Here is a 24,028-nt window from a genome sequence, read left to right as displayed (position 1 = left end):
TGCGAATTGGCGTAGCAATCTTTTCTAATAAAAATTCTTAAAAAATAATATGAAAAATTTAGTTTCTACATTTTTTTTAATCTTTCTGGCAAGTTGCTCACAAGCAGAAAAAGCCACTATTCCACAAGAAAAAATGGTCGATATTCTGTATGATTTAACGGTTTCTTCAAGCGCACGTAATACAGCCCGAATGAAAGATACCGTTCAATATACCGTATCTTATCAGGAGTTGCTAAAAAAACACGGAGTTGACAGTGCAACATTTGTTAAATCACAAGAAATTTATCGTAAAGATCCCGATACGTATGCAGTAATCTACGATTCGGTACAAAAACGAATCCAAAAAAAATTAGACGAAGTACGGGCTACGGAACCAGAGAAAGAGAAAGAAAAACTAAAACCGGTAATTAATGTGAAAGATCTTAAAGCATTAAGCCGAAATAAACAATAATTTAGCAAGGTCACATTTTTTGTAACTTTCTTTCTTTTTGAAAATACTATATTTGCACAAAATACATTTTAAATGAAAAATTTTATTGAAGAAGTGACTTGGAGAGGTATGCTCCACGACGTAATGCCAGGCACAGAAGAACATTTGATGGAGCAAATGCGTGTTGCGTATGTGGGGATTGACCCAACTGCGGATTCATTGCATATTGGACATTTAGTAGGTGTAATGTTGTTAAAGCATTTTCAGTCTGCAGGGCACAAACCATTAGCATTGGTTGGTGGTGCAACAGGCATGATTGGTGATCCGTCTGGGAAATCGAACGAGCGTAATTTATTGACCGAAGAAGATTTACAGCACAATCAGAATGCTATTAAAGCACAATTGGCAAAGTTTTTAGATTTTGATTCGTCTGAACCAAATGCTGCCGAAATGGTGAATAATTACGATTGGATGAAAGAATTTTCGTTCCTTGGATTTATTCGCGATATTGGTAAACACATTACCGTAAATTATATGATGGCAAAAGATTCTGTGAAAAAACGTTTAAACGGCGAAGCTGCCGATGGAATGTCGTTTACAGAATTTACCTATCAACTGGTGCAGGGTTACGATTTTTTACATTTGTACAGCAACAAAAATTGTACATTGCAAATGGGCGGAAGTGATCAATGGGGGAACATTACCACTGGAACCGAATTGATCCGCAGAAAAGAACAAGGAAAAGCCTACGCTTTAACTTGTCCGCTGATTACAAAAGCCGACGGAACAAAATTTGGGAAGTCTGAAGGAGGAAATATTTGGTTAGATGCCGGGCGTACATCGCCTTACAAATTTTACCAATATTGGTTAAACACATCCGATGCAGATGCAGAAAAATACATTAAAATATTTACATTTTTATCAAAAGAAGAAATCGAAAAATTAATAGCAGAACATAACGAAGCGCCGCATTTACGTCCGTTACAAAAACGCCTGGCAGAAGAAGTTACCATAATGGTTCATTCACGCGAAGAGTTAGAAAATGCCGTAAAAGCTTCAGGAATTTTATTTGGAAATTCAACAGCAGACGATTTGAAAGCCTTAGACGCTAAAACATTTTTAGATGTTTTTGACGGTGTTCCCCAAGCAGATATATCATTGGAAGAACTACAAACAGGTATTGATATTGTTGATGTTTTAAACACTAAATCGGGCTTTTTAAAATCAAACGGAGAGGCCAGACGTGCTTTGGGAGAAAACTCTATTGCTGTAAACAGAGAAAAAGTTCAAGAAGGTTTTACATTGACTACCAACGATTTAATCAACAACCGTTTTGTATTGTTACAACGTGGCAAGAAAAATTATTTTGTATTAAACGTTCTGTAATTCTATTTATTTCAGAACCTGAAATATTTTCGGTCAAAAACATTTAAATGTTAAAATTTAAAAATAATTTCTTTTTATCAAATTGTTTTTAGAATTTTGTTCGGAATTTAATTCAGCAATAAAAAAACAAATGCAACAATATATTAAACATACACGCAACTTTAAGATGTGGAAATTTTCCCGCAGAGGTGCTGTATGTAATAAATTGTAATTGTATTTACAATATATGTAACGAATCCTCTGCAAACAGCAGGGGATTTTTTTTTGTCCGTAAGTGAATAGTAATCCATAAAAACCAGTCATTATGAGTGTAGAACAAATTTCATTGTTAAGCTTTACAAACCAAGACCAATTAAACATTAAAAGCAGCGAACTACAATTTTCAATCAATCAAAAAGATATGAAACGAAACTCGTATGCCCATTTAGAATATTTGCTGGCAGGTTTTGCTGCCTGCATCAATATGGTTGGTCATCAGGTTGCCGATGATCTGGATATGGATTTAAAGTCGGTACAAATAGAGATTAAAGGCATCATCAATACCGATAAAACTCAAGGTTTAAAAGTAAAGGACCGCAGTGGATTTGAACGGATTGAACTGGTAGTAAAACCTGTTACCAATGCCGATTTAAGCACTTTAAAATTTTGGATGGAAGAAATTAAAGAACGTTGCCCCATTTACGACAATCTTTTAAACAACACGCCTATTAATTTAGTGGTTACCAAAGATTACACTGCTAAAGTAGCATAAATCATAAAGTTAAAAGTCGTAAGGTTAAAAGTCATAAAGCTGAAAACTGATTGCTGAAAACTAAAAAGCAAAGACTTTAAAATAATTGTTTAGTTTGTTTTTACTACCTTTAATTTTTAATTGTTAGAGGTAGTATTTTTTTATGGAACACCCAATTTTAAGCGTTGATACGTTAAGCATCTCTTTTTTGCAGGAAAAAAAATGGAATGAAGTAATACATTCTATTTCTTTTCAGGTTTTTCCGAATGAAATCCTGGGAATTGTAGGTGAATCGGGTTCCGGAAAATCAGTTTCCAGTCTGGCAGTTATGGGATTACTTCCCAAAAACAATGCACACTTCAACACAGGTTCCATTCAGTACAATAATCAGGATATTACCAATTATTCGGAAAAAGAATTCCAAAAAATCCGGGGAAAAAAAATATCAATGATTTTTCAGGAACCTATGAGTTCATTAAACCCGTCGATTACTTGTGGAAAACAAGTTGCCGAAATTTTAGAAACGCATACCCATCTTTCCAATAAAGAAATCAAAGCCGAAGTGTTACGGTTATTCAATCAGGTAAAACTACCCGATCCGAGCACGATTTATAATAAGTATCCGCATCAAATTTCGGGCGGACAAAAACAACGGGTAATGATTGCGATGGCAATTGCCTGTAAACCTGAAATTTTGATTGCCGACGAACCCACAACCGCTTTAGATGTCACGGTTCAGAAAGAAATTATTACTCTTTTGAAAAACCTGCAGCAAGAAACCGGAATGAGCATTGTGTTTATTTCGCACGATTTGGCGTTGATTTCTGAAATTTGCGACCGCGTTTTGGTGATGTACAAAGGCGAAATTGTAGAGCAAGGTAAAGTGGAACAAATCTTTCATCAGCCCGAACACCTTTATACCAAAGCATTGATTGCTTCCCGTCCGTCATTAAATGTTCGCTTGAAACGCTTACCAACCATTCAGGATTATCTGGAACAAAATGCACATGCCGCGGTTGTTTCACATGAAGAACGAAAAGAGCATTTACAAAAATTATACCGTCAAAAACCGCTTTTACGTGTGATGAACGTGGAAAAAGAATACCTGGTTAAAACACAGCTTTTTCAACCCAACAAAACCTTTAAAGCTGTTAACGATGTGAGTTTTGAGATGTACGAAGGTGAAACATTGGGATTGGTTGGCGAAAGCGGTTGTGGAAAATCGACCTTAGGCAATGCCATTTTACAATTAGATCCCGCTACCAAAGGACAGATTTTTTATAAAGACCGTGACATTACCCTGCTTTCTAAAAACGAGCTGAAAGATTTGCGAAAGGAAATACAGATTATTTTTCAGGATCCGTTTGCTTCTCTAAACCCTAAAATAACAGTGGGTGAAGCTATTTTAGAACCGATGAAAGTGCATAAATTATACAAAAACGACAAAGAACGAAAGGAACAGGTATTTGATTTATTGGAAAAGGTAGGATTATTGCCGGAACATTACGATCGTTATCCTCATGAATTTTCCGGCGGACAACGTCAACGCATCGGTATTGCACGCACTGTTGCCGTAAACCCAAAACTGATTATTTGTGACGAATCGGTTTCTGCATTAGATATTTCTGTTCAGGCACAAGTCTTGAATTTACTGAACGATTTAAAAGATAATTTCGGCTTTACTTATTTGTTTATTTCGCACGATTTGGCTGTTGTTAAATACATATCCGATCAAATCATCGTGATGAACAAAGGAAAAATAGAAGAACAAAACGAAGCCGATGCCTTGATTGCTAATCCGCAAATGCCTTACACCCAAAAGTTGATTGATGCGATACCGAAAGGGATTTAAAAAACAAGCCCGACATTTCGGCGGGCTTTATCCTTACATTCCGCCAGTATAAGGCACTTCTCTCTCATTAAAAACAATACCAAAAGTTTCCAGTTCTTTTAAAACCGGTTCATAAACCTCTTTGGTAATTGGCATTTGTACGCCAGGTGTTTTAATTTCTCCGTTTAGTATTTTTAGAGCAATAATTCCAACTGGTAATCCCACGGTTTTTGCCATACCTGTGTGCAGAGAATCTTCGCCTAAACAAACCATTGTAGCATCTATTTGTAATGTTTCATCTACATTGGGCATGATGTACCCAAATTTATGATACATTACAATCATGTCTTTATCTTCGGGTTGTAATGCCCATTTTTCAGATAAGATCTTTTCCATGATCTGAGCCGGAGTTGCATTTTTTAAACCTATTTTCTTGGTATCGCTAAAGAAATCTAATTCTAAAAATTTATCCCACACCGTATCATCTTGTTCGATATTCAATGTCAATCTAAATTTTACTTCAACAGAATCTGTCGGGTGATAATACAAAAAGGAATTAATAAATTCACGGTAGGTCATATTTTCCGAATCCTCAATGGTATAAGTATCATCCGTAACACCTAATTGTACCAACATATTCCACGCACGCGAGTACCCTACCCTACGCATGGTTCCCCGATAAATGGTATGTGCCTTTTGCAAACCATATACTTCGCGGTAGCTTAATGAATCACGGTTGGCGTAAGCTTCAAACCTTCCAAAACCATCGACCTCAAGAAACTCGGTTCGTTTAAAAACACGTTGGTACGGAATGTATTTATAAGTTCCCTGCTGTAAAAATTTTGCTGCACCGCCCTGTCCTGCAACAACTACATTCCGCGGATTCCATGAAAATTTATAGTTCCATACGTTATTATCAGATTCCGGAGCTACCAAACCACCACAAAAACTTTCAAAATGTACCGGATTTCCTCCTTTTGAACGAATTTCATCCAATACTTTCATGGCACTCATGTGGTCGATACCCGGATCCAATCCGCATTCGTTCATAAAAATCAAGCCTTTTGCTTTTACTTCGGCATCTATCGCTTTCAATTCTTTTGAAATATACGAAGCAGTAACCAAATGTTTATTCAGTTCTAAACAATCAGCCGCGATGATTGGGTGTAAAAATGCGGGCAGCATAGAAATAACCACATCGGCATTTTTGATTAATTCTTTGCGGTGATGATCGTTATGAATGTCTAAGGCAGTCGCAAAAGCATTGGGATTATGTTCGATTTTTTGCTGTATAGATTCGATAGACTGGTCGGCAATATGAAGTTTAAAGTGATTTTTCTCCGTCCGGTCTAACAAATATTTGATTAAAGAAGAGGTGGATCTTCCTGAACCAAATAACAATATATTTTTCATTAATTTAGGTTTTTGATTGGCTAAAATTACTAAAAATAGTTGTGGGTTTCAATGAAAACAACTAAAAAAAGCGTAAGATTTCCCCCTTACGCTTTTTGGTTGTCACTAATAGTTTACTTCATTATTTTCTTATAAATTTTTCTAAAAAAAATAAATTATAAAAATCCATAATACAACATGTAATATTTGCCATACTGTAACTAAGAACACTTATATCCATAATTATATTTTATTCATAGTTTGAACTAAAATTAGCAAACACATCATACTTCGCCAAAATTTCACCACTAAAATTTGTTAAATTTAACAAAATATTTAAAAAGTGTTATTTAAAATCGTTTTCAATAAAGTTTTGTACCTTTGAAAAAAAATTCTTTATGACTAAAAAGTTAGTAACGTTGGCAGCTTTTTTTGGATTGGTTGCTATTATTTTAGGTGCTTTTGGTGCACACGGACTAAAAAGCGTTTTAACTCCCGAACAATTAACAAGCTTTGAAACGGGGGTTAAATATCAAATGTATCATGCGTTATTTTTGCTGCTAATTTCGCAACTTAACATACTAACAGAAAAAAACAAACGCACCATTGGTATCTTAACCACCATTGGCGTTTTCTTATTTTCCGGCTCAATTTATCTACTGGCTACTCAGGAATTATCAGGAATCAACTTTAAATTTTTAGGACCAATTACCCCAGTAGGCGGTGTGTTTCTCATTATAAGCTGGTTTTTTACTGCTTTTTATTCAATGAAACAAAAAAGGAATTAATAAAAAAAATAATAAATTTATTAGTAAGTTTGTAGGCAAATTATTAATACAACACACAATTTAAGATATGGAAGTTTCAAAGGCAATCTCTTTGGATAAATATGGGATACACAATGTAAGTGAGATCATTTACAATCCTTCGTATGATGAATTATTTAAAGAAGAAACAAATCCTAATTTACAAGGGTTTGAACGTGGGCAAGTATCAGAACTTGGAGCAGTAAACGTAATGACCGGTGTTTTTACCGGGCGTTCTCCTAAAGACAAATACATCGTTAAAGATGCAGTTACTGAAAATACCATTTGGTGGACATCAGACAAAGCTGTAAACGACAACAAACCCATTTCTCAAACCACTTGGGAAGCCTTAAAACAAAATGCTGTTGAAGAATTATCTGGCAAAAAACTATATGTAATCGATGCTTTTTGTGGCGCTAACGAAGACACTCGCTTAAAAGTACGCTTTATAATGGAAGTAGCTTGGCAGGCACATTTTGTAAAAAACATGTTTATCCGTCCTACTGAAGAAGAATTAGAAAACTTTGGAGAGCCTGATTTCGTGGTAATCAACGCTTCAAAAACATCTTTTAAAGATTACAAAGCACACGGATTAAATTCTGATGTATATGTTGCGTTTAACTTAACCGAAAAAATGCAATTGATTGGTGGAACCTGGTATGGTGGCGAAATGAAAAAAGGTATGTTCTCTATGATGAACTACTATTTACCGCTAAAAGGAATTGCTTCAATGCACTGCTCTGCAAACAAAGGAAAAGAGGGCGATGTAGCTGTTTTCTTTGGGTTGTCAGGAACAGGAAAAACCACTTTATCTACCGATCCAAAACGTGAATTAATCGGTGACGACGAACACGGATGGGATAACGACGGCGTTTTTAACTTTGAAGGCGGATGTTACGCTAAAACCATTGACTTAAGCCAGGAACACGAACCTGAAATTTTTGGTGCAATCAAACGCAATGCTTTATTAGAAAACGTTACAGTTGACGCCAACGGAAAAATTGATTTTAAAGATGGATCTGTAACACAAAACACACGTGTATCGTATCCAATTGACCATATCGAAAATATTGTAAAACCGGTTTCAAAAGCAGGTCACGCTAAAAAAGTAATCTTTTTAACAGCTGATGCTTTTGGGGTAATGCCTCCGGTTTCTAAATTAACTCCAGAACAAACCAAATACTTTTTCTTATCGGGCTTCACGGCTAAATTGGCAGGTACAGAACGTGGTGTAACTCAACCTGAACCTACTTTCTCTGCTTGTTTTGGTAAAGCATTCTTAAGCTTGCACCCTACCAAATACGGTGAAGAATTAGTTAAGAAAATGGAAGAGCACAATGCAACTGCTTACATGGTTAATACCGGTTGGAATGGCACAGGAAAACGTATTTCTATAAAAGATACCCGTGCTATTATTGACCACATTTTAGATGGTTCGATAGAAAAAGCAGAAACCACTATTGTTCCTATCTTTAACTTAGCGGTTCCAACAGCTTTAGAAGGGGTTCAAACTGAAATTTTAGACCCAAGAAATACCTATGCCGATGCTACTGAATGGGAAGTAAAAGCAAAGGATTTGGCTCAATTATTCATCGAGAACTTTGTTCAATACACAGATAACGAAGAAGGAAAATCTTTAGTTGCAGCAGGTCCGCAATTGTAGTTTTTCTTTGAAATATAATTTAAAAGTCGGGAGAAATCTTCCGACTTTTTATTTAGCATAAGTTTTTTTGATTACCCTCCTATTTACTGCAGATACACAAGTTAAAAGAATTAACAAATATTGCGAACCTACGGCTCGCTTTGTTCCTTCCCTTTCTTTTTACAAACATCTCGCTCCATAGGAGCGGTCTTATATGAAACAGCAAAAAAATTCCATAGGATTAAATGTTTGTAAAATCTCCGCAGATACAGAGCACAATGCTTAGTAATACTTTATAAAAAAGAAATTATCTTTTGTAACTATCAAAAAAAAGACGGTAAAAAATACCGTCTTTTTCAATTTACTCTTCTACAGAATCTTCTATCATTTCGCGTTGCTGCTGTTCCATTTGCGCTTCAGACTGTTGTTGCTGTTTGTACGCACTTAAATACCTGTTAAAGTATTTCTCAAGCGGTGCAATTCTATTATTTAATACAGCTACAATAGCTGTATCGTTATGTAGCTCACAATTGTCTATGATGCGGTAAGCAGTTTCGAAAGCCGAAATAATGTCCATCGCATATTCCTCTTGTTCGTTTAAGCCCATACCTTTATAGAAATTTAAATCTTCTTCGGATTTCGTAAACAATTTGGTAGCAAGCTCTGCCGCTTTTTTGTTTTCACCTAATATATAATATAGATCGGCAAAAGGTTCTACTGTAAAATATGATCCGTTTCTGTCATTAGGAATGTAATATTCGATTGGGAAATTTTTCATTGCCAAATCAACAATATTTTTGGCTTTGTCCATTTTTCCTTCTTTGACTAATTGTGTTGCCAGTCGCTCCATATTAATTCTGAAACTTATTGCATTTTTACGTGTTTCAGGATCATGGTAAATATTCGGGCTTCCAAAATTACCCCAATACCAATTGGTTACTGTTTTGTACATTTTATCGGTATCGATCGAACCAATATATAGCGGATGTATATCATATTTGCGTTCTGCTTTTACAGGAACCAGTTTGTACACCAAACCGTTTAACTGTAAGTAATCTTTCATCCACAAGAAATCTTCATCAGAAATAGATCCTCCTGTAAAGTAAATTGGTCGGTCCCAATTGTTGCTTGCAACAATTTCCATCATTATTAATCGCTGACGGGCTACGGCATTTGCCTTAACATCAATCGGAATTTCAGACACAATTTGATCTGCATATTTATCTGAAACTATACCATTTTTAAGCACCTTATCTTTATTAACAGGAATACTAAATTTATTGGTTGGAATACGTGTAATCAACATTCCATTCTCTGTTTCTATTTTAGCGCGCGGATCATCAGAGGCAATAAATTCTAAAATGGTATTGATATCAAAACGCTCATCGATAGACGGGGTAATTGCTGAATAATACAGATTCTCCCCAGAATATTGGCGGTGATTGAAACGGATTTTTAACGGATCTGACTCATACGAACGGACTTTCATTTGGTCGATATACCATTCTGCCTGCAACAACGTACTACAAACCACACGAACATCAGTCCGGTAACCTTCAACTTCTTGTAAATACCAAAGCGGGAAGGTATCGTTATCGCCTATCGTGAAAATAATTGCATTTGGTTCTAAAGAATCAAGATATGCACGACCCAATGCCAAGGCAGTGTATTTTCCGGAACGGTCATGATCGTCCCAGTTTTCTTTTGCCATTAGCACCGGAGAAGCTAAAAACGTTACTCCTAAAACCAATGGCAAGGCTATTTTTGCGTTTACTTTATTGGCTAAAAATTCATAGATGGCGTACACACCGTAGCCTACCCAAATAGCAAAAACCATAAACGAACCTACTACGGCATAATCACGTTCGCGTGGTTCAAAAGGCCGTTCATTAAGGAATATTTTCAACGCAAAACTGGTAAATAAAAACAATGCCAGCAACACATAAAACGTTTTGGGATCTTTACGGTAATGAAACACAAAGCCAAACAAGCCTAATATAAACGGCAACATATAATAGACATTTCGCCCTTTGTTATTCAGCATATCGCTGGTAAGATTTTCTTGTGAGCCCAAGCGAATCTCGTCTAAAAACTTGATTCCCGAAATCCAGTTTCCGTTCATTCGGTCGTTATAGCCCTGGATATCGTTTTGGCGTCCGGCAAAATTCCACATCAAATAACGGGTGTACATATAACCAAACTGATAGTTGAACATAAAACCGATATTGTCTAAAAAACTTGGTTTTTCAACCTCGATGTATTCGCCCAATTGCCTTAGGTAAGAGTCGTATTCACGCATAGACATTCTACCCGATTGTACTTGTGCTTTTAACTGCGAAGCCATTTCTATAACCTGTGGTTCCGATGCGTATTCGGACTTTAATTTAAAATCAACCGGTTTGGTATAGGTCATATAATTCGCAGCCATATCAGGCTCCCACAAACGAGGTAAGAATCCTTTAAATCGAGCGGAAAAATTTTGCTCTGCATTTTTTCCATCAGTTAATACGATGTATTTTCCGGTAGCGTAATCTCTTTCATAATTGACTTTACCATCTTTATAAGGTTCCGAAGGATCTAACGCTCCGCCGTATTTAACAGTAAAATAAGTATCATAAAACAACGAACGCGAACCATATTGTTCACGGTTATAATAAGCTAATAACTCGGCAGCATCTGACGGCTTGTTTTCATTGATAGGGATTTGCGTATTGGCACGTATCGGCAGCATTAACCAACAAGAGAATCCAATAAAAATAAACAATATGGAAAGAATCAACGTATTGGCAAAATACTTTTGTTTTTCGCGGGTGATTTTCAATCCAAAAACAAACAAAGAAACAACAATGGCAAAAGCAATAATGGTTCCTGAATTAAACGGAAGCCCAATGGAATTGACAAAGAAAATTTCTGATTTCCCGAAGAAAATCATTGTGTAAGGAAGTATGAAACCAAACACTACCAATAAAATGGCAACAACTAAAATGTTTGCAATAATGAAATTTTTAATGGTAACCTGCGGATATTTTTTAAAATAATACAAATAACCAATAGAAGGAATTGCCAAAAGTGCCATAAAATGCACACCAAAAGACATTCCCACAACTAAAGCAATCAGCAACAACCATTTGTTTCCTCGTGGTTCGTCAATTGCATCTATCCAGCGTAAACCCAGCCACAGCAACAATGCCAGCATAAAAGTTGCCATTGCATAAACCTCGGTTTCTACGGCACTAAACCAAAAAGTATCAGAAAAAGTAAAAGTTAACGCACCAATTAAACAGCTTCCCAAAACAGCAATTACGGTATTGTTTGTAATGTTTTCTGTACCAATTTTAACTACTTTCATTAAGATATTGGTAGCAGACCAAAACATAAACAACACGGCAAAAGCACTCGAAAGCGCCGAAACCATATTAACCATTGCCGCAATTTTGTCGGGCGATGTAGCAAACATCGCAGCAAACGCACCAATCATTTGAAACAACGGTGCACCGGGCGGATGCCCTACTTCTAATTTAGCCGAAGTTGCAATGTATTCACCAGAATCCCAAAAACTAACAGTAGGCTCCAGCGTTAAAGTATAAACTGTAATGGCAATTAAAAATGCAATCCATCCGGTGATGGTATTCCATTTTTTAAAATTGATTGTCAACATAATAGCTTTTTTTTTATCTTTTTATGTAAGAACTACAAAGAAAACGTTTTTTTTCTAATTACCTAAAAATAGACAATACATATTTTGTTAAGAGAAGCTTAACAAGTATGTTGAAAATGTTTTTATTAAATTTAGCGACAATAACAAAAGCTAAATGCTGCAAGGTTTTTGAAACCTTGTAGCTATGCTTTTTAACTATTTTATACCTGCAAGGTCAAAAAAAGACCTTGCAGGAAAATGTTACTTAAGTATCTATTACAAAGAACAATAACTAAACTATTACAATGAAGAAAATAATCCCCTTGATTTTTCTTGTTTCTTTTTCTTGTCTTGCACAAACAGCAAACAATGATTTACATTTAACGGTTTCAAAAGCCGTAAACCAACAAGACGAACAAATAAATCAGGTTGTTTCTACCGTACGTGCTTTTTTAAAAACAAAAAACGAATCGTACAATTCTAATAAATATTGGTTGCCAACAGATTTTGACAAACACCAATATCCATTTATCGATCTTTACGGGATAGAACACGGAAGAGAAGGCGAAAATATTTATCAGCCGACTTTAATGGAAGTGATTCCTACTGACAAACCAAATCAATGGATTGTAAAATTGGCTTTTATCGGTCACAATAGTGAAACAAAAGAAAATCAATTGCGTGGTATTTACAATATTATTGCTTCAAAAATAAATAATGAAATCGTTTTGAGTCGTTATCAGGATTTTATATTAGAATCGTGGCAGCAAACCCAAAAAGACAGTATTTCTTATTATATTTCTCCTTTAAAGAAAATAAATGAAATTGAAATAGCTCAGCAACAAAAAGACATTGAAATGTTGTGTGCTTTTTTTAATACCAAACCTATCCCGTTAACTTACATATCCTGTGCCAATCCAAAAGAACTTTTTGAAGTAAAAGGATTTGATTACAGCCCAATGATGTATGTTAGCAAAGTAGGTGGCTTGGCAGAGTATGGAAACATTATTTTATCTGGTAATAATTCAGAAATTTATACACACGAAATCATTCATATTTATACTTTAAACCTTTTTCCAAATAAGCATCCTTTTTTCGATGAAGGTTTGGCTACATACCTATCAGGTAGCGGAACTTTTGATTATTTGTGGCACAAAGAAAAATTTAAAAGATTTATTCAGAAGAATTCTGATTTTAAAATTGAAAATCATATGGATGATTTGTATGAACGTTTGTACTTTGAAGAAGAAACATCAATTCCGTATTTAATTGCAGCCGCTGTGTGTGAACGAACTATTCGTTTATATGGTAAAGAACGATTTTTTAAACTTTTAAATTCAAAAGACGATTTATGGGTTTCATTAAATAAAATTGGCTTAACTAAAGAAAATATTAATCAAGAAATAAGAAAAGAATTGAAATTGTAAATGGCAAAAATCACAACATTTAGAAAGTTTTTAATCGCAATAAATGTATTGTTTTTAATAAATACAATCAGTGCACAGGAATATACTATTAATTTTAATGTCAATATTAACGAAGACGAAATTAAAGATATTGCAAGTATTTGGCACGATTATTTGCGTTCAAATTCTAAAGAACACTGGAAAAAAGAAGAAGTGAAGGCTTTAGAAAATTTTAATGTTCAAAATATGCCAAGTATTCTAAACCCGCCTTTATTGGACTGGAAACTTAACAACAGAATTTTAAGTATTTCCAATATATCAGACAATAAATATATACTGAAATCGGCTTTCTTTAATAATGATTTAGAAATTTTTGCAGTAACAAACGTTATAGTTGAGAAAATAAATAATGAATTCAACTTGTCGAACTATATTTATGAATATACAAAAGACTGGGATATTAAAGAGCGTGCACATATAAAATATATTTACACTGCAACATTTAAAGTTAAAAGTGCTGAAAAGTTTTATAAAAATCTTTGTGAGGTTTTTAATATAGAGCCGGAATTAATAACCTACTTTATTGCAGAAGATTGTGATGATATTTATACAATGTTAGGTTATGATTTTTTTATATCTAAAGGAATGGGAACAGAATGTGGTTATTTTGAATCAAAAAATAATTTTGTTTTTGCAACAAAAAAAGGCGGAGCAAATCACTATCACGAAATAACTCATTTTATAAATACGTTTTACCCAAAAGCCAATGACTTATTATTAACCGGACTTTCTGCATATATTTCAGGAAATAAAGCACATTTTGGAAAACCTTTGAAATACCATATTGATAGAGTCGGGAATTACTTAAAAACGAATAAAGAAGTAGATTTATCTAATCCATTTGATTTTTACTTTATGGATAAAGAAACCAATCCACAGTACGTAATTGGTGCTTTACTGTGTGATATTATTATAGAGAAAAAAGGCAGGGAAGGCTTGTTGAGAGTGTTTGAAAATTATGGTACTGATGAAGAGCTATTAAATTATTTAAATAAAGAAATTTTAAATGATAATGAATCTCTAAATGATGTTTTAAGAGAAAGAATTCATACATTTTCAACAAATAAAAAATTTAAAAACAGGTTGGGTTTTTAACTTTGTAATTCAATTCATTTAAAAAAACACCTTTACTTCTTATTTTTTAATCTGCACAATGTCAATTCTTACCATTTACCCAATCGATTTCAAGGCATTTTTTTAAAAAAAATTTCATACAAATACTTGCACTTTTCTTTTTTTGTGCTACATTTGCACTCGCAATATTTAAGCAAACACGTTTAATCATTGCAGGTTTTATTGGTCTATGGTGTAATGGTAACACAGCTGATTTTGGTTCAGTCGTTCTAGGTTCGAGTCCTAGTAGACCAACTAATAAAACTTAAATACAAAACCATTGGTCTATGGTGTAATGGTAACACAGCTGATTTTGGTTCAGTCGTTCTAGGTTCGAGTCCTAGTAGACCAACAAAAAACGGAGTACTCTAAATAGTGTTCCGTTTTTTTTATTACACTTCTTGCCTTTTGACTTTTAACAACATTTTTACAGTTTGTTGAACTAATTTTTAAATGGTTTATTCTATTTTTGTAATCTGATGCTAAAAGTATTTAACATATCAACCCTTATACTATTTGTGTGCTTTCTCTTTGCACCCACAATTACTTTTGCATTAAACAAAGATGTGGATACTTCAACGTTTGTTATAAATGAAGAAGAAGAAACACATTCTAAAACAAAAACAAAAAAAGGTAACAACAATAATTTAAACGAGGAAGAAGAACAACAAGTCCACTATCATTTTTTTAACAACAATCAAAATTTGATTTATAATCCGGGCTTTTCTGACCTAAACCTTATTTCATTAATATATACTATTAAAGACGATTTAGTTTTTAAGATCCCCTTACCGCCTCCAGAGCAGCATCTATAATTATTTTTTGGTTAAGATCATTTATTAAAATCATCATTTCAGTTAGTTCCGGAGTGAGGTTTTAACAGGTATTGTTATCTGAAAATCTAAAAAGAACATATAGGTTTCTTCTATTTGGTTTTCAAAACAATCCAATAACTTTCTTATACCAAATTCAAACTAAACACAAAAATCCTTTGCATTTATCTTTATGAAACGCAGGATATTATCATGTTTATTAATTATAGAATTTTATGAAAAAAAGTATAAAAGCAGAGTTTTCTCAGAACTTTGCGTCAGGTTTGGTAGTGTTTTTAGTCGCATTACCCCTATGTTTGGGTATTGCATTAGCTTCGGGTGCACCACCTTTATCAGGAGTTATTGCCGGAATTATCGGCGGAATTGTAGTGGGTGCCTTAAGCAACTCTAACATTTCCGTATCGGGTCCGGCAGCAGGTTTAACTGCCATTGTTTTGACTGCGATTACCGATTTAGGTGCATTTGAGCTCTTTTTATGTGCCGGAATCATTGCCGGGTTGTTGCAATTGGTTTTAGGATTCATCCGTGCAGGAAGTATCTCTAACTATTTTCCTAACAATGTAATTGAAGGAATGCTTGCCGGTATTGGGATCATTATTGTTTTAAAACAAATTCCGCACGCCTTAGGTTTTGACAGTGATTACGAAGGAAACGAAACATTATTTGAAAACGGTTTTAATGTAAGTTATTTCAACGAATTATTTTCAGCAATTCATCCGGGTGCCATTCTGGTAACCATGGTATCCATCGTTATATTGTTAGCCTGGGATCATATTCCGTCATTAAAAAAACTAAAAATGCTTCCGGGTGCATTGGTTGCCGTAATTGCAGGTATTTTATTAAACCAGTTGTTTATAGCAAGCGGTAGTTCGCTGGCGATTAGTTCTCAACATTTGGTTACATTGCCGGTACCAACAACTGCCGAAGATTTTAAAAACCTGATTACAACACCAAGTTTTGCAGGGTTTGCAAACCCACAAGTATGGATTGTTGGAGCAACCATTGCTATTGTTGCGTCAATTGAAACATTACTTTGTATCGAAGCATCAGACCGATTAGATGTTAAACGCCGCATTACCGATACCAATTTAGAGTTAAAAGCACAAGGAATCGGAAATCTGGCAAGTTCATTAATTGGTGGATTGCCAATGACATCGGTAGTTGTACGCAGCTCAGCAAATGTCAATGCAGGTGCTACCTCAAAAGCATCAGCAATTATTCACGGAATTTTATTATTGGTTTGCGTGTTATCCATTCCGTTTATTTTAAACATGATTCCTTTAGCAACTTTAGCAGCCGTTTTAATTTTAGTAGGATACAAACTGGCAAAACCGGCAACCTTTAAACATTTCTGGCACAACGGAAAATACCAGTTTATACCGTTTGTAGCTACGGTGTTAGCCGTTGTTTTTACCGATTTATTAAAAGGAGTCGGTATCGGATTGGTTATTTCGGTTTTCTACATCTTACAGGGAAATATGAAAAGAGCTTATTATTTAAGCCGTGAAACATTAAATGATACCGATGAGTTTACCATTAAGTTATCAGAAGAAGTATCTTTTTTAAACAAAGCTGCCATTAAAAAAACATTGAAAAATGTAAAACCGGGATCAAAAGTTACGATCGATGCAAAATCAACATCATACATTACAACTGATGTTTTAGAGATGATTCAGGATTTTGCCAATGTACGTGCTAAAGAAGACGACATCGAAGTATCGTTAATTGGTTTTAAAACATCATACCGTGATTACGAAAACAATCAAGAATCTCACATATCAATTACCCACAGAAGGGCAATGTAAAAACAACCTCTATACAAGAAAAAATATGAAAGTACATACAGCAGAAACGTTAGCAACAATGACACCAACAAAAGCCATTCAATTTTTAAAAGAAGGCAACGAACGTTTCTTAAACAATTTAAAGTTCAACCGCAATTTATTAAACCAGGTAAACGAAACCAAAGACGGACAGTTTCCATTCGCAATTATTTTAAGTTGTATGGATAGCCGCACCTCTTCAGAATTAATTTTTGACCAAGGCATTGGTGATATTTTCAGCCTGCGTGTTGCAGGAAATATATTAACAGACGACATGATTGGGAGTATGGAATATGCCTGCAAACACGTGGGAACCAAACTAATTCTGGTTTTAGGACACAGTAAATGTGGAGCCGCTACCGGTGCCTGTAAAGGTGGAGCACCTGGAAAATTAGGTGATGTTCTAAAGAAATTTGACATATCAATAAAAGAAGTAAAAGAAGAATTACCAAACACAGATCAAACTTCTTCAGAATTTATTGAAGCAGTTACACATCACAACGTTATCCACACCATGGACGCTATTTTAGAACAAAGCGACGTTTTAAAAGAATTATTTGACAAAGGCGAAATTGGTATTGCCGGAGCATATTACAACGTAGATAACGGCACCGTAGAATTTTTAAAAGAAGAATTACACGATTAACCTTTATTCTTTTTATTGAAAAAAAATCGGCAAAACAAACCTGTCGATTTTTTTTATGAAATTAAAACCAAAAAAATTAAGAATATCGTAATTTAGCAGGATATGAAAAATATAAAGTTTATGTGCAACGATTTAAAACATAGCTTCAATAAGATTATTGAAGGCAACAAAGAATGGATGGATTTTGTTAAAAATGATACCTCTGGACGTTTTGAACAACTGGCAAAAGGTCAAAATCCTGAAATTTTATGGATTGGCTGTGCCGACAGCCGTGTACCCGCAAACGAATTAACAGGCACAAAACCCGGAGAGGTTTTTGTTCACAGGAACATTGCCAACGTTTGTGTACACTCTGATATGAATATGCTTTCTGTTTTAGATTATGCCGTAAATGTTTTAAAAATAAAACATATTATTGTTGCCGGACATTATGGTTGTGGTGGGGTCGCCGCCGCTTTAAGCAGAAACCAGTTTGGGATCATCGACAACTGGCTGTCTCACATAAAAGATGTTTACAGATTACACGCCGAAGAAATTGATACTATTTCTAACCCTGAAAAAAAAGCAGACCGTTTGGTAGAATTAAACGTTGAAGAACAGGTTTTTAACCTTTGTACTTCATCTATCGTTCAAAATGCCTGGAAAAACGGTCAGCCACTTGCTGTGCACGGTATGGTTATCAATATTGCCTCAGGCGAATTAATCGATCAAAACTGTACCTTTACCAACAATGAAAGTTTAGGTAATGTATTTTCTTTTGAATAAGGGTTATTTAAATTTTAAACAAGAGGCTGTCCCAAAAGGGCAGCCTTGTTTGTTTTAATTCACTTTTACCAGTTCTACCCTGCGGTTTTTGGCTTTATTATCTTCTGAATCATTTGCAACCAATGGTCGTTCAGCACCAAAGCCTTTGGCAGACAAGCGTGTTTTTTCAATTCCGTTTGATACCAAAGCATTCAATACTGTATTGGCACGATCGTTAGAAAGTTTTTTGTTATGTGCGGCATCACCGGTGTTGTCCGTATGTCCTTCAATAGCAATTTTAAGCGAAGGTTCCTTTTTCAATGCACCGGCAATTTGATCTATCACTTCGTTTCCATCGGCAGTTACATTTGATTTATCCACATCAAAATTAATATATAAAATAGATTTTCCTTTTTCTGCTAAATCTTTTACAATATCATCTGACGTTACTTTCTCAATCGTTTGCTCAAAAGATTTCTCCTGTACAATCTGGATAGATGTAGTATTTGTTCCTCTTTTGTCTATCGCAATATAGATATTTCCATCATTACGTCTTATAACATATGTTGCTATTGGGTTGTTCCAAACATCAATACTACCATTACTTCCTGCATAACTACACAAATCTTTGTATTGTTTTAACCGTTCACCTGTAAGTTTACCTTCAAAAACCTTAACACCACCAGCTGCTATAATAGCTTCTTCATAACTCTTAATAAGATAATGTCCACTTATTTCCTTATTACTTTTCTTGTCTTTATGTACATGCGCTCTGAAAGTTTTTCCTTCTACTTCGTAAATACTTGAAGGTGTGACAAACACAATAAAATCAAAATCAACAGGTTTAGCTTTATTGATATATTCTGCTCCTTCAGGTGCGGTAAAAAACGGAAAATCGCCAATATCAGCCACTGAAACCGGAATATTTTCAATTGAAAACGCTTCGTCTGTTTTAACCTCATCATCAATTTCCTCTTGACTTATGGTATCTTTTACCACAATTGTTGTTTCTGTTGTAGTTGTTTTTGTACACGAAGTTACCATCGCTGTCACAACAAATAAAAATGTAATCTTTTTCATAGCTATTCATTTTTAATTTCAAATATCGGAAAAAAAAATCAATCAAATGAAAACTAACCTAAATATTAAGGATACTTTAGTCGTGCTTTTCTAACAACCTTAGCATCGTTTTAACAGCTTCACTATCTGATGGCGGTGGAGTGTTATAACCAGATAAATGAATGGAATGCATCGTGTGATTTCCATCTTTAGCGATATGCGGAGTATAAAGATCTATAATCCACTCCTCGTTGTCGTTGTCATTCATTTTTACTACATATGTTCTTGGGTAAGTAGCCAATTGAGCGTCATTCACAGCAACATAATCGTTATTTTCTGCTAAAAACTGCTCTAAGGTAACATCTGTATCAACAGGTCCTCCTTGCCTGTACATACACACTTCTTGTTTGAGTTGTTTCTCCTGAAGTTTCTATTTCCATTGGAAGATTATAGTAATAAATATATGGAAAACTCGGATACGCCCCATAGTTTGTTACATTAAGCTCTTTTACGTCCCACCCATTGGTATATCCACCAAGTGCTTCAACCACATCACCCGTTGTAAGTAAGTGCTTCAAACGTACTGTGGTAGCATTATCTACTGGTGGAAACAAAGGATTCTCTTCAGAGGAATTGTTATCTGAAGAACAACCAACCGATAACAGCACTACACTTAACACAAGGTAAAAAAAAATTTTCATAACATTCATCTTTTTATCTCAAATATAGTAAAAAATAAAAATTAATCAAAATCATTTATTTTAAATGTACCTGCATTAATTTGGTTACATATTTACCAATTACATCAAATTCTAAATTTACTTTCGTACCCACTTTATATGTTTTAAACAATGTGTTTTCTAATGTAAAAGGAATAATTGCCACGCTAAACGTATTTGTTCCGGAACTTACAACAGTTAAACTGGTTCCGTCAACGGTTATCGACCCTTTCTCAATGGTTACGTGTTTTGATTTTTCACTGTACTTAAAACTAAAATAAGTACTCCCACCCACTTCTTCAATTTTGGTAATTACAGCAGTTTCATCAACATGTCCTTGAACAATATGCCCGTCTAACCGATCGTTTAATGGCATTCCGCGTTCTAAATTTACCACATCACCTACTTTCCATAAACCAATTGTGGTAACAGCTATTGTTTCTTTAATGGCAGTAACTTTATACGTATTTTCGTTAATTTCAACCACCGTTAAACACACCCCGTTATGTGCCACACTTTGATCAATTTTTAACATTGACATAAATGAACTTTCTATATATAGGTGTAGATTTGTTTGATCGTGTTCTATTTTACGGATTACTCCAAGAGTTTCAACAATACCTGTAAACATAAGTAGAAATATTTTACTAAATTTGTACAAAATTAGCAATAATTAGCACAACGAATGTTTAAAAAAGATGAAAATATAATATTAGGTATTTCTATTGGTGACATGAACGGCATTGGTCCTGAAGTTATTTTAAAAACGTTTGAAGACCAGCGAATGATGGAATTATGTACACCGGTGGTTTTTGGAAATGCCAAGTTGTTATCATTTATAAAAAAGGTAATTAACTGCACCACAACCATACACGGAATTGATTCGTTAGATCAAATCCAAAAAGGAAAATTCAATGTTTTTAACCTTTGGCGGGAAGGCGTAAATTTAGATTTTGGAACATTAGATGACACCATTGGCAAATACGCCATAAGATCGTTTACAGCGGCTACACAAGCTTTGAAAAACAACGAAATTGACGCTTTGGTAACGGCGCCGATAAACAAATACAACATACAATCTGACGATTTTAAGTTTCCCGGACATACCGATTATTTAAATAAGGAACTAAACGGAGACGCTTTAATGTTCATGGTTAGCGAAGATATTAAAGTGGGATTGGTAACCGACCACCTACCCATACAAGAAGTATCGCAAAACATTACGCCCGACTTAATCAAGAAAAAAGTACGTACCATAAACCAGTCACTGATTCAGGACTTTAATGTGATTAAACCACGAATTGCCTTGTTGGGATTAAATCCGCACAGTGGCGACAACGGCATTATTGGCAACGAAGAGCAAACGTTCATCAACAACACGGTAAAAGAATTATTTGACGAAAACATCATTGTTTACGGTCCGTATTCTGCCGATGCTTTTTTTGGTTCAGAACAATACAGAGATTTTGACGCCGTGGTGGCCTGTTACCACGATCAGGGGTTAATTCCGTTTAAAACACTAACCTTTGGCACAGGCGTAAATTACACTGCCGGTTTAGACAGAATCCGTACGTCACCAGATCACGGTACAGCGTATGATATTGCAGGAAAGGGAATTGCCGATTTTACATCGTTTAAAAATGCGGTGTACACGGCTTTAGATATTTATAAAAATAAAAACGAGTATTTGCAAAGCACAGTAAACCCATTAAAGGTTTCAACTATTTAACAACAAAAAATTAATGATAACTATTTGTAATTAAATAATTTTTATATCTTTGCACGCTCAAATAGATGGTTATGATAAGTGAAAAAGATTTTTTAATCCAGTTTTCAGGATTAAAACAAGGAGAACATCAATTTGAATATCATATTGAAAACGATTTTTTTGATCTTTTCAATTACAGTGAATTCAACAGCACCAACATAGACGTTAAGGTAAACCTGCTAAAAAAGACAACTATGTTAGAATTGGAATTTTCACATAAAGGCACAGTAAACGTACCTTGCGACGTTACCAACGAAGATTTTGATCTTCCGATAGAAGGAAATTTAAAATTATTGGTGAAATTTGGCGAAGAATTTAATAATGAAAACGAAGATTTATTAATTTTGCCGCACGGAGAATTTCAAATGAATGTTGCACAATACATTTATGAAATGATTGCTTTATCGGTTCCTTATAAAAGAGTGCATCCTGATGTAGCAGAAGATTACGAAACAGACGAAGACTTAGACGATTTAGATTTTTTAGACAGTGATGATTTAGAAATGATAAACGAAGAAGATTTTCCGGAAGACGAATTAAACGAAAATGAAACCGATGAAGATTCGGATAATAATAAAGAAACAGACCCACGCTGGGATAAATTAAAACAACTATTAACGGATAAATAATATTGTAAGATGGCACATCCTAAAAGAAAAACCTCGAAAACAAGAAGAGATAAAAGAAGAACGCATTACAAAGCAGTAGCTCCAACAATCGGAACATGCCCTGTAACTGGTGAAGCTCACTTAATGCACAGAGCTTACTGGCACGAAGGAAAATTATATTACAGAGGTCAGGTTTTAGTAGACAAAACTGAAGCTGAAGCTTAATTTTATAAAAAACAAAAAAAGAGCTCTCGCAATGCGAGAGCTTTTTAGTTTAAAAACGCTCCAAATTAATCACAAAAACGCAATTTTAAATAAAAAATGGTGTCATTTGCTATTTTTTTTGTAATTTTCACCACTTTTTAAACATTAAGTTTAGCCCCTTATGACAAAGATTACAGCAGCCATAACAGCCGTTGGTAAATATGTACCCGATTTCGTATTGTCTAATCAAGTATTAGAGACAATGGTTGATACAAATGATGAGTGGATCACCACAAGAACAGGTATCAAAGAACGTCGGATTTTAAAAGAGAAAGACAAAGGCACTTCGTTTATGGCAATTAAAGCAGCAGAAGATTTAATTGCAAAAACAGGATTAGATCCTAAAGAAATAGATTTGGTGTTAATGGCAACCACCACGCCCGATATGCCCGTAGCAGCAACCGGCGTATATGTAGCCACACAAATTGGTGCCGTAAATGCTTTTTCTTATGATTTACAAGCCGCATGTTCTAGCTTTTTATACGGATTGTCAACAGCAACTTCTTATGTAGAATCAGGCAGATATAAAAAAGTATTATTAATTGGTGCCGATAAAATGTCATCAATTATTGATTATACCGACCGTGCCACCTGCATTATTTTTGGCGATGGAGCCGGAGCCGTTTTAATCGAGCCAAATACCGAAGGTTTAGGTTTTCAGGACGAAATTTTAAGAAGTGACGGCATTGGACGTGAATTTTTAAAGATAGAAGCCGGCGGTTCTATTCTTCCTCCGTCAGAAGAAACCGTTAAAAACAAACAACACTACGTACATCAAGACGGGAAAACCGTTTTTAAATATGCCGTATCGGGCATGGCTGATGTGAGCGAACAAATTATGAAACGCAATAATTTATCGCACGACGACATTAACTGGCTGGTACCTCATCAGGCAAACAAACGCATCATCGACGCAACTGCGCACCGTATGGGATTAAACGAGGAAAAAGTTTTAATAAACATCCACAAATACGGCAACACCACTTCAGCAACACTACCTTTGCTTTTAGCTGATTTTGAAGATCAATTAAAAAAAGGCGATAATTTAATATTTGCCTCTTTTGGTGGCGGATTTACCTGGGGTGCCATCTACCTTAAATGGGCTTACACTAAAAAATAGAAATTAAAATA

At 34.8% G+C, this 24,028-nt stretch carries 22 protein-coding genes and 2 tRNA genes; 18 read left to right on the top strand and 6 right to left on the bottom strand.

What is annotated here, in order from left to right:
• Positions 1-49: 49 nt before the first annotated feature.
• From BLW20_RS08025 to BLW20_RS08010, 4 genes are all read left to right on the top strand, one after another.
• Positions 50-451 carry a DUF4296 domain-containing protein gene (locus BLW20_RS08025; RefSeq protein ID WP_091098799.1) on the top strand — a complete coding sequence of 134 codons (402 nt, stop codon included), beginning with the start codon at positions 50-52 and terminating at the stop codon, positions 449-451.
• Between the two features lie 72 nt (positions 452-523).
• Complete coding sequence (tyrS, locus tag BLW20_RS08020; protein ID WP_091098795.1) at positions 524-1,816, top strand: tyrosine--tRNA ligase; 1,293 nt, start codon at positions 524-526, stop codon at positions 1,814-1,816.
• Between the two features lie 304 nt (positions 1,817-2,120).
• Positions 2,121-2,567, top strand: a complete 447-nt coding sequence (locus BLW20_RS08015; protein ID WP_091098791.1) for an OsmC family protein — start codon at positions 2,121-2,123, stop codon at positions 2,565-2,567.
• A 142-nt stretch (positions 2,568-2,709) separates the two neighbouring features.
• The gene (locus BLW20_RS08010) at positions 2,710-4,398 is read left to right on the top strand and encodes an ABC transporter ATP-binding protein (RefSeq protein WP_091098787.1); all 1,689 of its coding nucleotides are present in this window, start codon (positions 2,710-2,712) and stop codon (positions 4,396-4,398) included.
• A gap of 33 nt (positions 4,399-4,431) precedes the next feature.
• Here BLW20_RS08010 and BLW20_RS08005 read toward each other — a convergent pair whose 3' ends face one another.
• Complete coding sequence (locus BLW20_RS08005; protein ID WP_091098784.1) at positions 4,432-5,790, bottom strand: saccharopine dehydrogenase family protein; 1,359 nt, start codon at positions 5,788-5,790, stop codon at positions 4,432-4,434.
• Between the two features lie 377 nt (positions 5,791-6,167).
• On the opposite strand from BLW20_RS08005, the gene BLW20_RS08000 reads away from it, so the two are divergent.
• On the top strand, positions 6,168-6,557 hold the full coding sequence (locus BLW20_RS08000) for a DUF423 domain-containing protein (RefSeq protein ID WP_091098780.1): 390 nt from the start codon (positions 6,168-6,170) through the stop codon (positions 6,555-6,557).
• A 67-nt stretch (positions 6,558-6,624) separates the two neighbouring features.
• Positions 6,625-8,238, top strand: coding sequence for a phosphoenolpyruvate carboxykinase (ATP) (gene pckA / locus BLW20_RS07995; RefSeq protein ID WP_091098777.1), 1,614 nt, complete (start codon positions 6,625-6,627; stop codon positions 8,236-8,238).
• A 340-nt stretch (positions 8,239-8,578) separates the two neighbouring features.
• Here the strand turns inward: pckA and BLW20_RS07990 are convergent, their stop codons facing one another.
• Positions 8,579-11,875, bottom strand: a complete 3,297-nt coding sequence (locus tag BLW20_RS07990; RefSeq protein WP_091098773.1) for a DUF2723 domain-containing protein — start codon at positions 11,873-11,875, stop codon at positions 8,579-8,581.
• A 284-nt stretch (positions 11,876-12,159) separates the two neighbouring features.
• On the opposite strand from BLW20_RS07990, the gene BLW20_RS07985 reads away from it, so the two are divergent.
• The 8 genes from BLW20_RS07985 to BLW20_RS07950 all read left to right on the top strand — a co-directional run bounded on the left by BLW20_RS07985 (position 12,160) and on the right by BLW20_RS07950 (position 18,500).
• A complete protein-coding gene (locus tag BLW20_RS07985) occupies positions 12,160-13,281 on the top strand; it encodes a hypothetical protein (RefSeq protein WP_091098771.1) in 1,122 nt (373 codons plus the stop codon).
• Positions 13,282-14,415 (top strand): hypothetical protein, encoded by a 1,134-nt coding sequence (locus BLW20_RS07980; RefSeq protein WP_091098767.1) that lies wholly within the window; start codon positions 13,282-13,284, stop codon positions 14,413-14,415.
• A gap of 202 nt (positions 14,416-14,617) precedes the next feature.
• Positions 14,618-14,688 (top strand) — tRNA-Gln (locus BLW20_RS07975).
• 26 nt (positions 14,689-14,714) lie between these two features.
• A tRNA-Gln gene (locus BLW20_RS07970) sits at positions 14,715-14,785 on the top strand.
• Between the two features lie 127 nt (positions 14,786-14,912).
• A complete protein-coding gene (locus BLW20_RS07965; protein ID WP_091098763.1) occupies positions 14,913-15,248 on the top strand; it encodes a hypothetical protein in 336 nt (111 codons plus the stop codon).
• Between the two features lie 233 nt (positions 15,249-15,481).
• Positions 15,482-17,071: a SulP family inorganic anion transporter gene (locus BLW20_RS07960; RefSeq protein ID WP_091098759.1), complete on the top strand. Its 1,590-nt coding sequence runs from the start codon at positions 15,482-15,484 to the stop codon at positions 17,069-17,071.
• A 25-nt stretch (positions 17,072-17,096) separates the two neighbouring features.
• The gene (locus BLW20_RS07955) at positions 17,097-17,735 is read left to right on the top strand and encodes a carbonic anhydrase (protein WP_091098755.1); all 639 of its coding nucleotides are present in this window, start codon (positions 17,097-17,099) and stop codon (positions 17,733-17,735) included.
• Positions 17,736-17,837: 102 nt separating this feature from the next.
• Positions 17,838-18,500, top strand: coding sequence for a carbonic anhydrase (locus BLW20_RS07950; RefSeq protein WP_245725294.1), 663 nt, complete (start codon positions 17,838-17,840; stop codon positions 18,498-18,500).
• 54 nt (positions 18,501-18,554) lie between these two features.
• Here BLW20_RS07950 and BLW20_RS07945 read toward each other — a convergent pair whose 3' ends face one another.
• From BLW20_RS07945 to BLW20_RS07930, 4 genes are all read right to left on the bottom strand, one after another.
• Positions 18,555-19,559: an OmpA family protein gene (locus BLW20_RS07945; protein ID WP_091098747.1), complete on the bottom strand. Its 1,005-nt coding sequence runs from the start codon at positions 19,557-19,559 to the stop codon at positions 18,555-18,557.
• 76 nt (positions 19,560-19,635) lie between these two features.
• Positions 19,636-19,932 (bottom strand): hypothetical protein, encoded by a 297-nt coding sequence (locus BLW20_RS07940; protein WP_091098742.1) that lies wholly within the window; start codon positions 19,930-19,932, stop codon positions 19,636-19,638.
• Complete coding sequence (locus BLW20_RS07935; RefSeq protein ID WP_143037758.1) at positions 19,907-20,218, bottom strand: hypothetical protein; 312 nt, start codon at positions 20,216-20,218, stop codon at positions 19,907-19,909. The genes BLW20_RS07940 and BLW20_RS07935 overlap by 26 nt, the downstream gene beginning before the upstream one ends.
• A gap of 76 nt (positions 20,219-20,294) precedes the next feature.
• Entirely contained in the window at positions 20,295-20,888 is a 594-nt protein-coding gene (locus tag BLW20_RS07930) for a riboflavin synthase (protein WP_091098735.1), read from the bottom strand.
• 54 nt (positions 20,889-20,942) lie between these two features.
• Here BLW20_RS07930 and pdxA point away from each other — a divergent pair, with 54 nt between their 5' ends.
• The 4 genes from pdxA (at position 20,943) to BLW20_RS07910 (ending at position 24,017) form a co-directional block, all read left to right on the top strand.
• On the top strand, positions 20,943-21,986 hold the full coding sequence (pdxA, locus tag BLW20_RS07925) for a 4-hydroxythreonine-4-phosphate dehydrogenase PdxA (RefSeq protein WP_091098733.1): 1,044 nt from the start codon (positions 20,943-20,945) through the stop codon (positions 21,984-21,986).
• Between the two features lie 71 nt (positions 21,987-22,057).
• Positions 22,058-22,654, top strand: a complete 597-nt coding sequence (locus BLW20_RS07920) for a YceD family protein (RefSeq protein WP_091098729.1) — start codon at positions 22,058-22,060, stop codon at positions 22,652-22,654.
• Positions 22,655-22,663: 9 nt separating this feature from the next.
• Entirely contained in the window at positions 22,664-22,858 is a 195-nt protein-coding gene (gene rpmF, locus BLW20_RS07915) for a 50S ribosomal protein L32 (RefSeq protein WP_091098726.1), read from the top strand.
• A 160-nt stretch (positions 22,859-23,018) separates the two neighbouring features.
• On the top strand, positions 23,019-24,017 hold the full coding sequence (locus tag BLW20_RS07910) for a beta-ketoacyl-ACP synthase III (protein ID WP_091098722.1): 999 nt from the start codon (positions 23,019-23,021) through the stop codon (positions 24,015-24,017).
• The last annotated feature ends 11 nt before the right edge of the window (positions 24,018-24,028 follow it).

Source organism: Paenimyroides marinum (assembly GCF_900108395.1).
GTDB lineage: Bacteria > Bacteroidota > Bacteroidia > Flavobacteriales > Flavobacteriaceae > Flavobacterium > Flavobacterium marinum.
Note: the sequence above shows the minus strand (reverse complement) of the source record. Positions and strands in the feature narration are given on the sequence as shown.

What these genes read in the sequence shown, in the direction of transcription:
- BLW20_RS08015 (WP_091098791.1), top strand. Translation starts at nt 2,121, where the DNA reads ATGAGTGTAGAACAAATTTCATTGTTAAGCTTTACAAACCAAGACCAA.
- BLW20_RS07985 (WP_091098771.1), top strand. Translation starts at nt 12,160, where the DNA reads ATGAAGAAAATAATCCCCTTGATTTTTCTTGTTTCTTTTTCTTGTCTT.
- BLW20_RS07980 (WP_091098767.1), top strand. Translation starts at nt 13,282, where the DNA reads ATGGCAAAAATCACAACATTTAGAAAGTTTTTAATCGCAATAAATGTA.
- BLW20_RS07950 (WP_245725294.1), top strand. Translation starts at nt 17,838, where the DNA reads ATGAAAAATATAAAGTTTATGTGCAACGATTTAAAACATAGCTTCAAT.
- tyrS (WP_091098795.1), top strand. Translation starts at nt 524, where the DNA reads ATGAAAAATTTTATTGAAGAAGTGACTTGGAGAGGTATGCTCCACGAC.
- BLW20_RS07955 (WP_091098755.1), top strand. Translation starts at nt 17,097, where the DNA reads ATGAAAGTACATACAGCAGAAACGTTAGCAACAATGACACCAACAAAA.
- pdxA (WP_091098733.1), top strand. Translation starts at nt 20,943, where the DNA reads ATGTTTAAAAAAGATGAAAATATAATATTAGGTATTTCTATTGGTGAC.
- BLW20_RS07965 (WP_091098763.1), top strand. Translation starts at nt 14,913, where the DNA reads ATGCTAAAAGTATTTAACATATCAACCCTTATACTATTTGTGTGCTTT.
- BLW20_RS07990 (WP_091098773.1), bottom strand. Translation starts at nt 11,875, where the DNA reads ATGTTGACAATCAATTTTAAAAAATGGAATACCATCACCGGATGGATT.
- BLW20_RS07920 (WP_091098729.1), top strand. Translation starts at nt 22,058, where the DNA reads ATGATAAGTGAAAAAGATTTTTTAATCCAGTTTTCAGGATTAAAACAA.
- BLW20_RS08010 (WP_091098787.1), top strand. Translation starts at nt 2,710, where the DNA reads ATGGAACACCCAATTTTAAGCGTTGATACGTTAAGCATCTCTTTTTTG.
- rpmF (WP_091098726.1), top strand. Translation starts at nt 22,664, where the DNA reads ATGGCACATCCTAAAAGAAAAACCTCGAAAACAAGAAGAGATAAAAGA.
- BLW20_RS07960 (WP_091098759.1), top strand. Translation starts at nt 15,482, where the DNA reads ATGAAAAAAAGTATAAAAGCAGAGTTTTCTCAGAACTTTGCGTCAGGT.
- BLW20_RS07930 (WP_091098735.1), bottom strand. Translation starts at nt 20,888, where the DNA reads ATGTTTACAGGTATTGTTGAAACTCTTGGAGTAATCCGTAAAATAGAA.
- BLW20_RS07940 (WP_091098742.1), bottom strand. Translation starts at nt 19,932, where the DNA reads ATGTACAGGCAAGGAGGACCTGTTGATACAGATGTTACCTTAGAGCAG.
- BLW20_RS08025 (WP_091098799.1), top strand. Translation starts at nt 50, where the DNA reads ATGAAAAATTTAGTTTCTACATTTTTTTTAATCTTTCTGGCAAGTTGC.
- BLW20_RS08000 (WP_091098780.1), top strand. Translation starts at nt 6,168, where the DNA reads ATGACTAAAAAGTTAGTAACGTTGGCAGCTTTTTTTGGATTGGTTGCT.
- pckA (WP_091098777.1), top strand. Translation starts at nt 6,625, where the DNA reads ATGGAAGTTTCAAAGGCAATCTCTTTGGATAAATATGGGATACACAAT.
- BLW20_RS07910 (WP_091098722.1), top strand. Translation starts at nt 23,019, where the DNA reads ATGACAAAGATTACAGCAGCCATAACAGCCGTTGGTAAATATGTACCC.
- BLW20_RS07945 (WP_091098747.1), bottom strand. Translation starts at nt 19,559, where the DNA reads ATGAAAAAGATTACATTTTTATTTGTTGTGACAGCGATGGTAACTTCG.
- BLW20_RS08005 (WP_091098784.1), bottom strand. Translation starts at nt 5,790, where the DNA reads ATGAAAAATATATTGTTATTTGGTTCAGGAAGATCCACCTCTTCTTTA.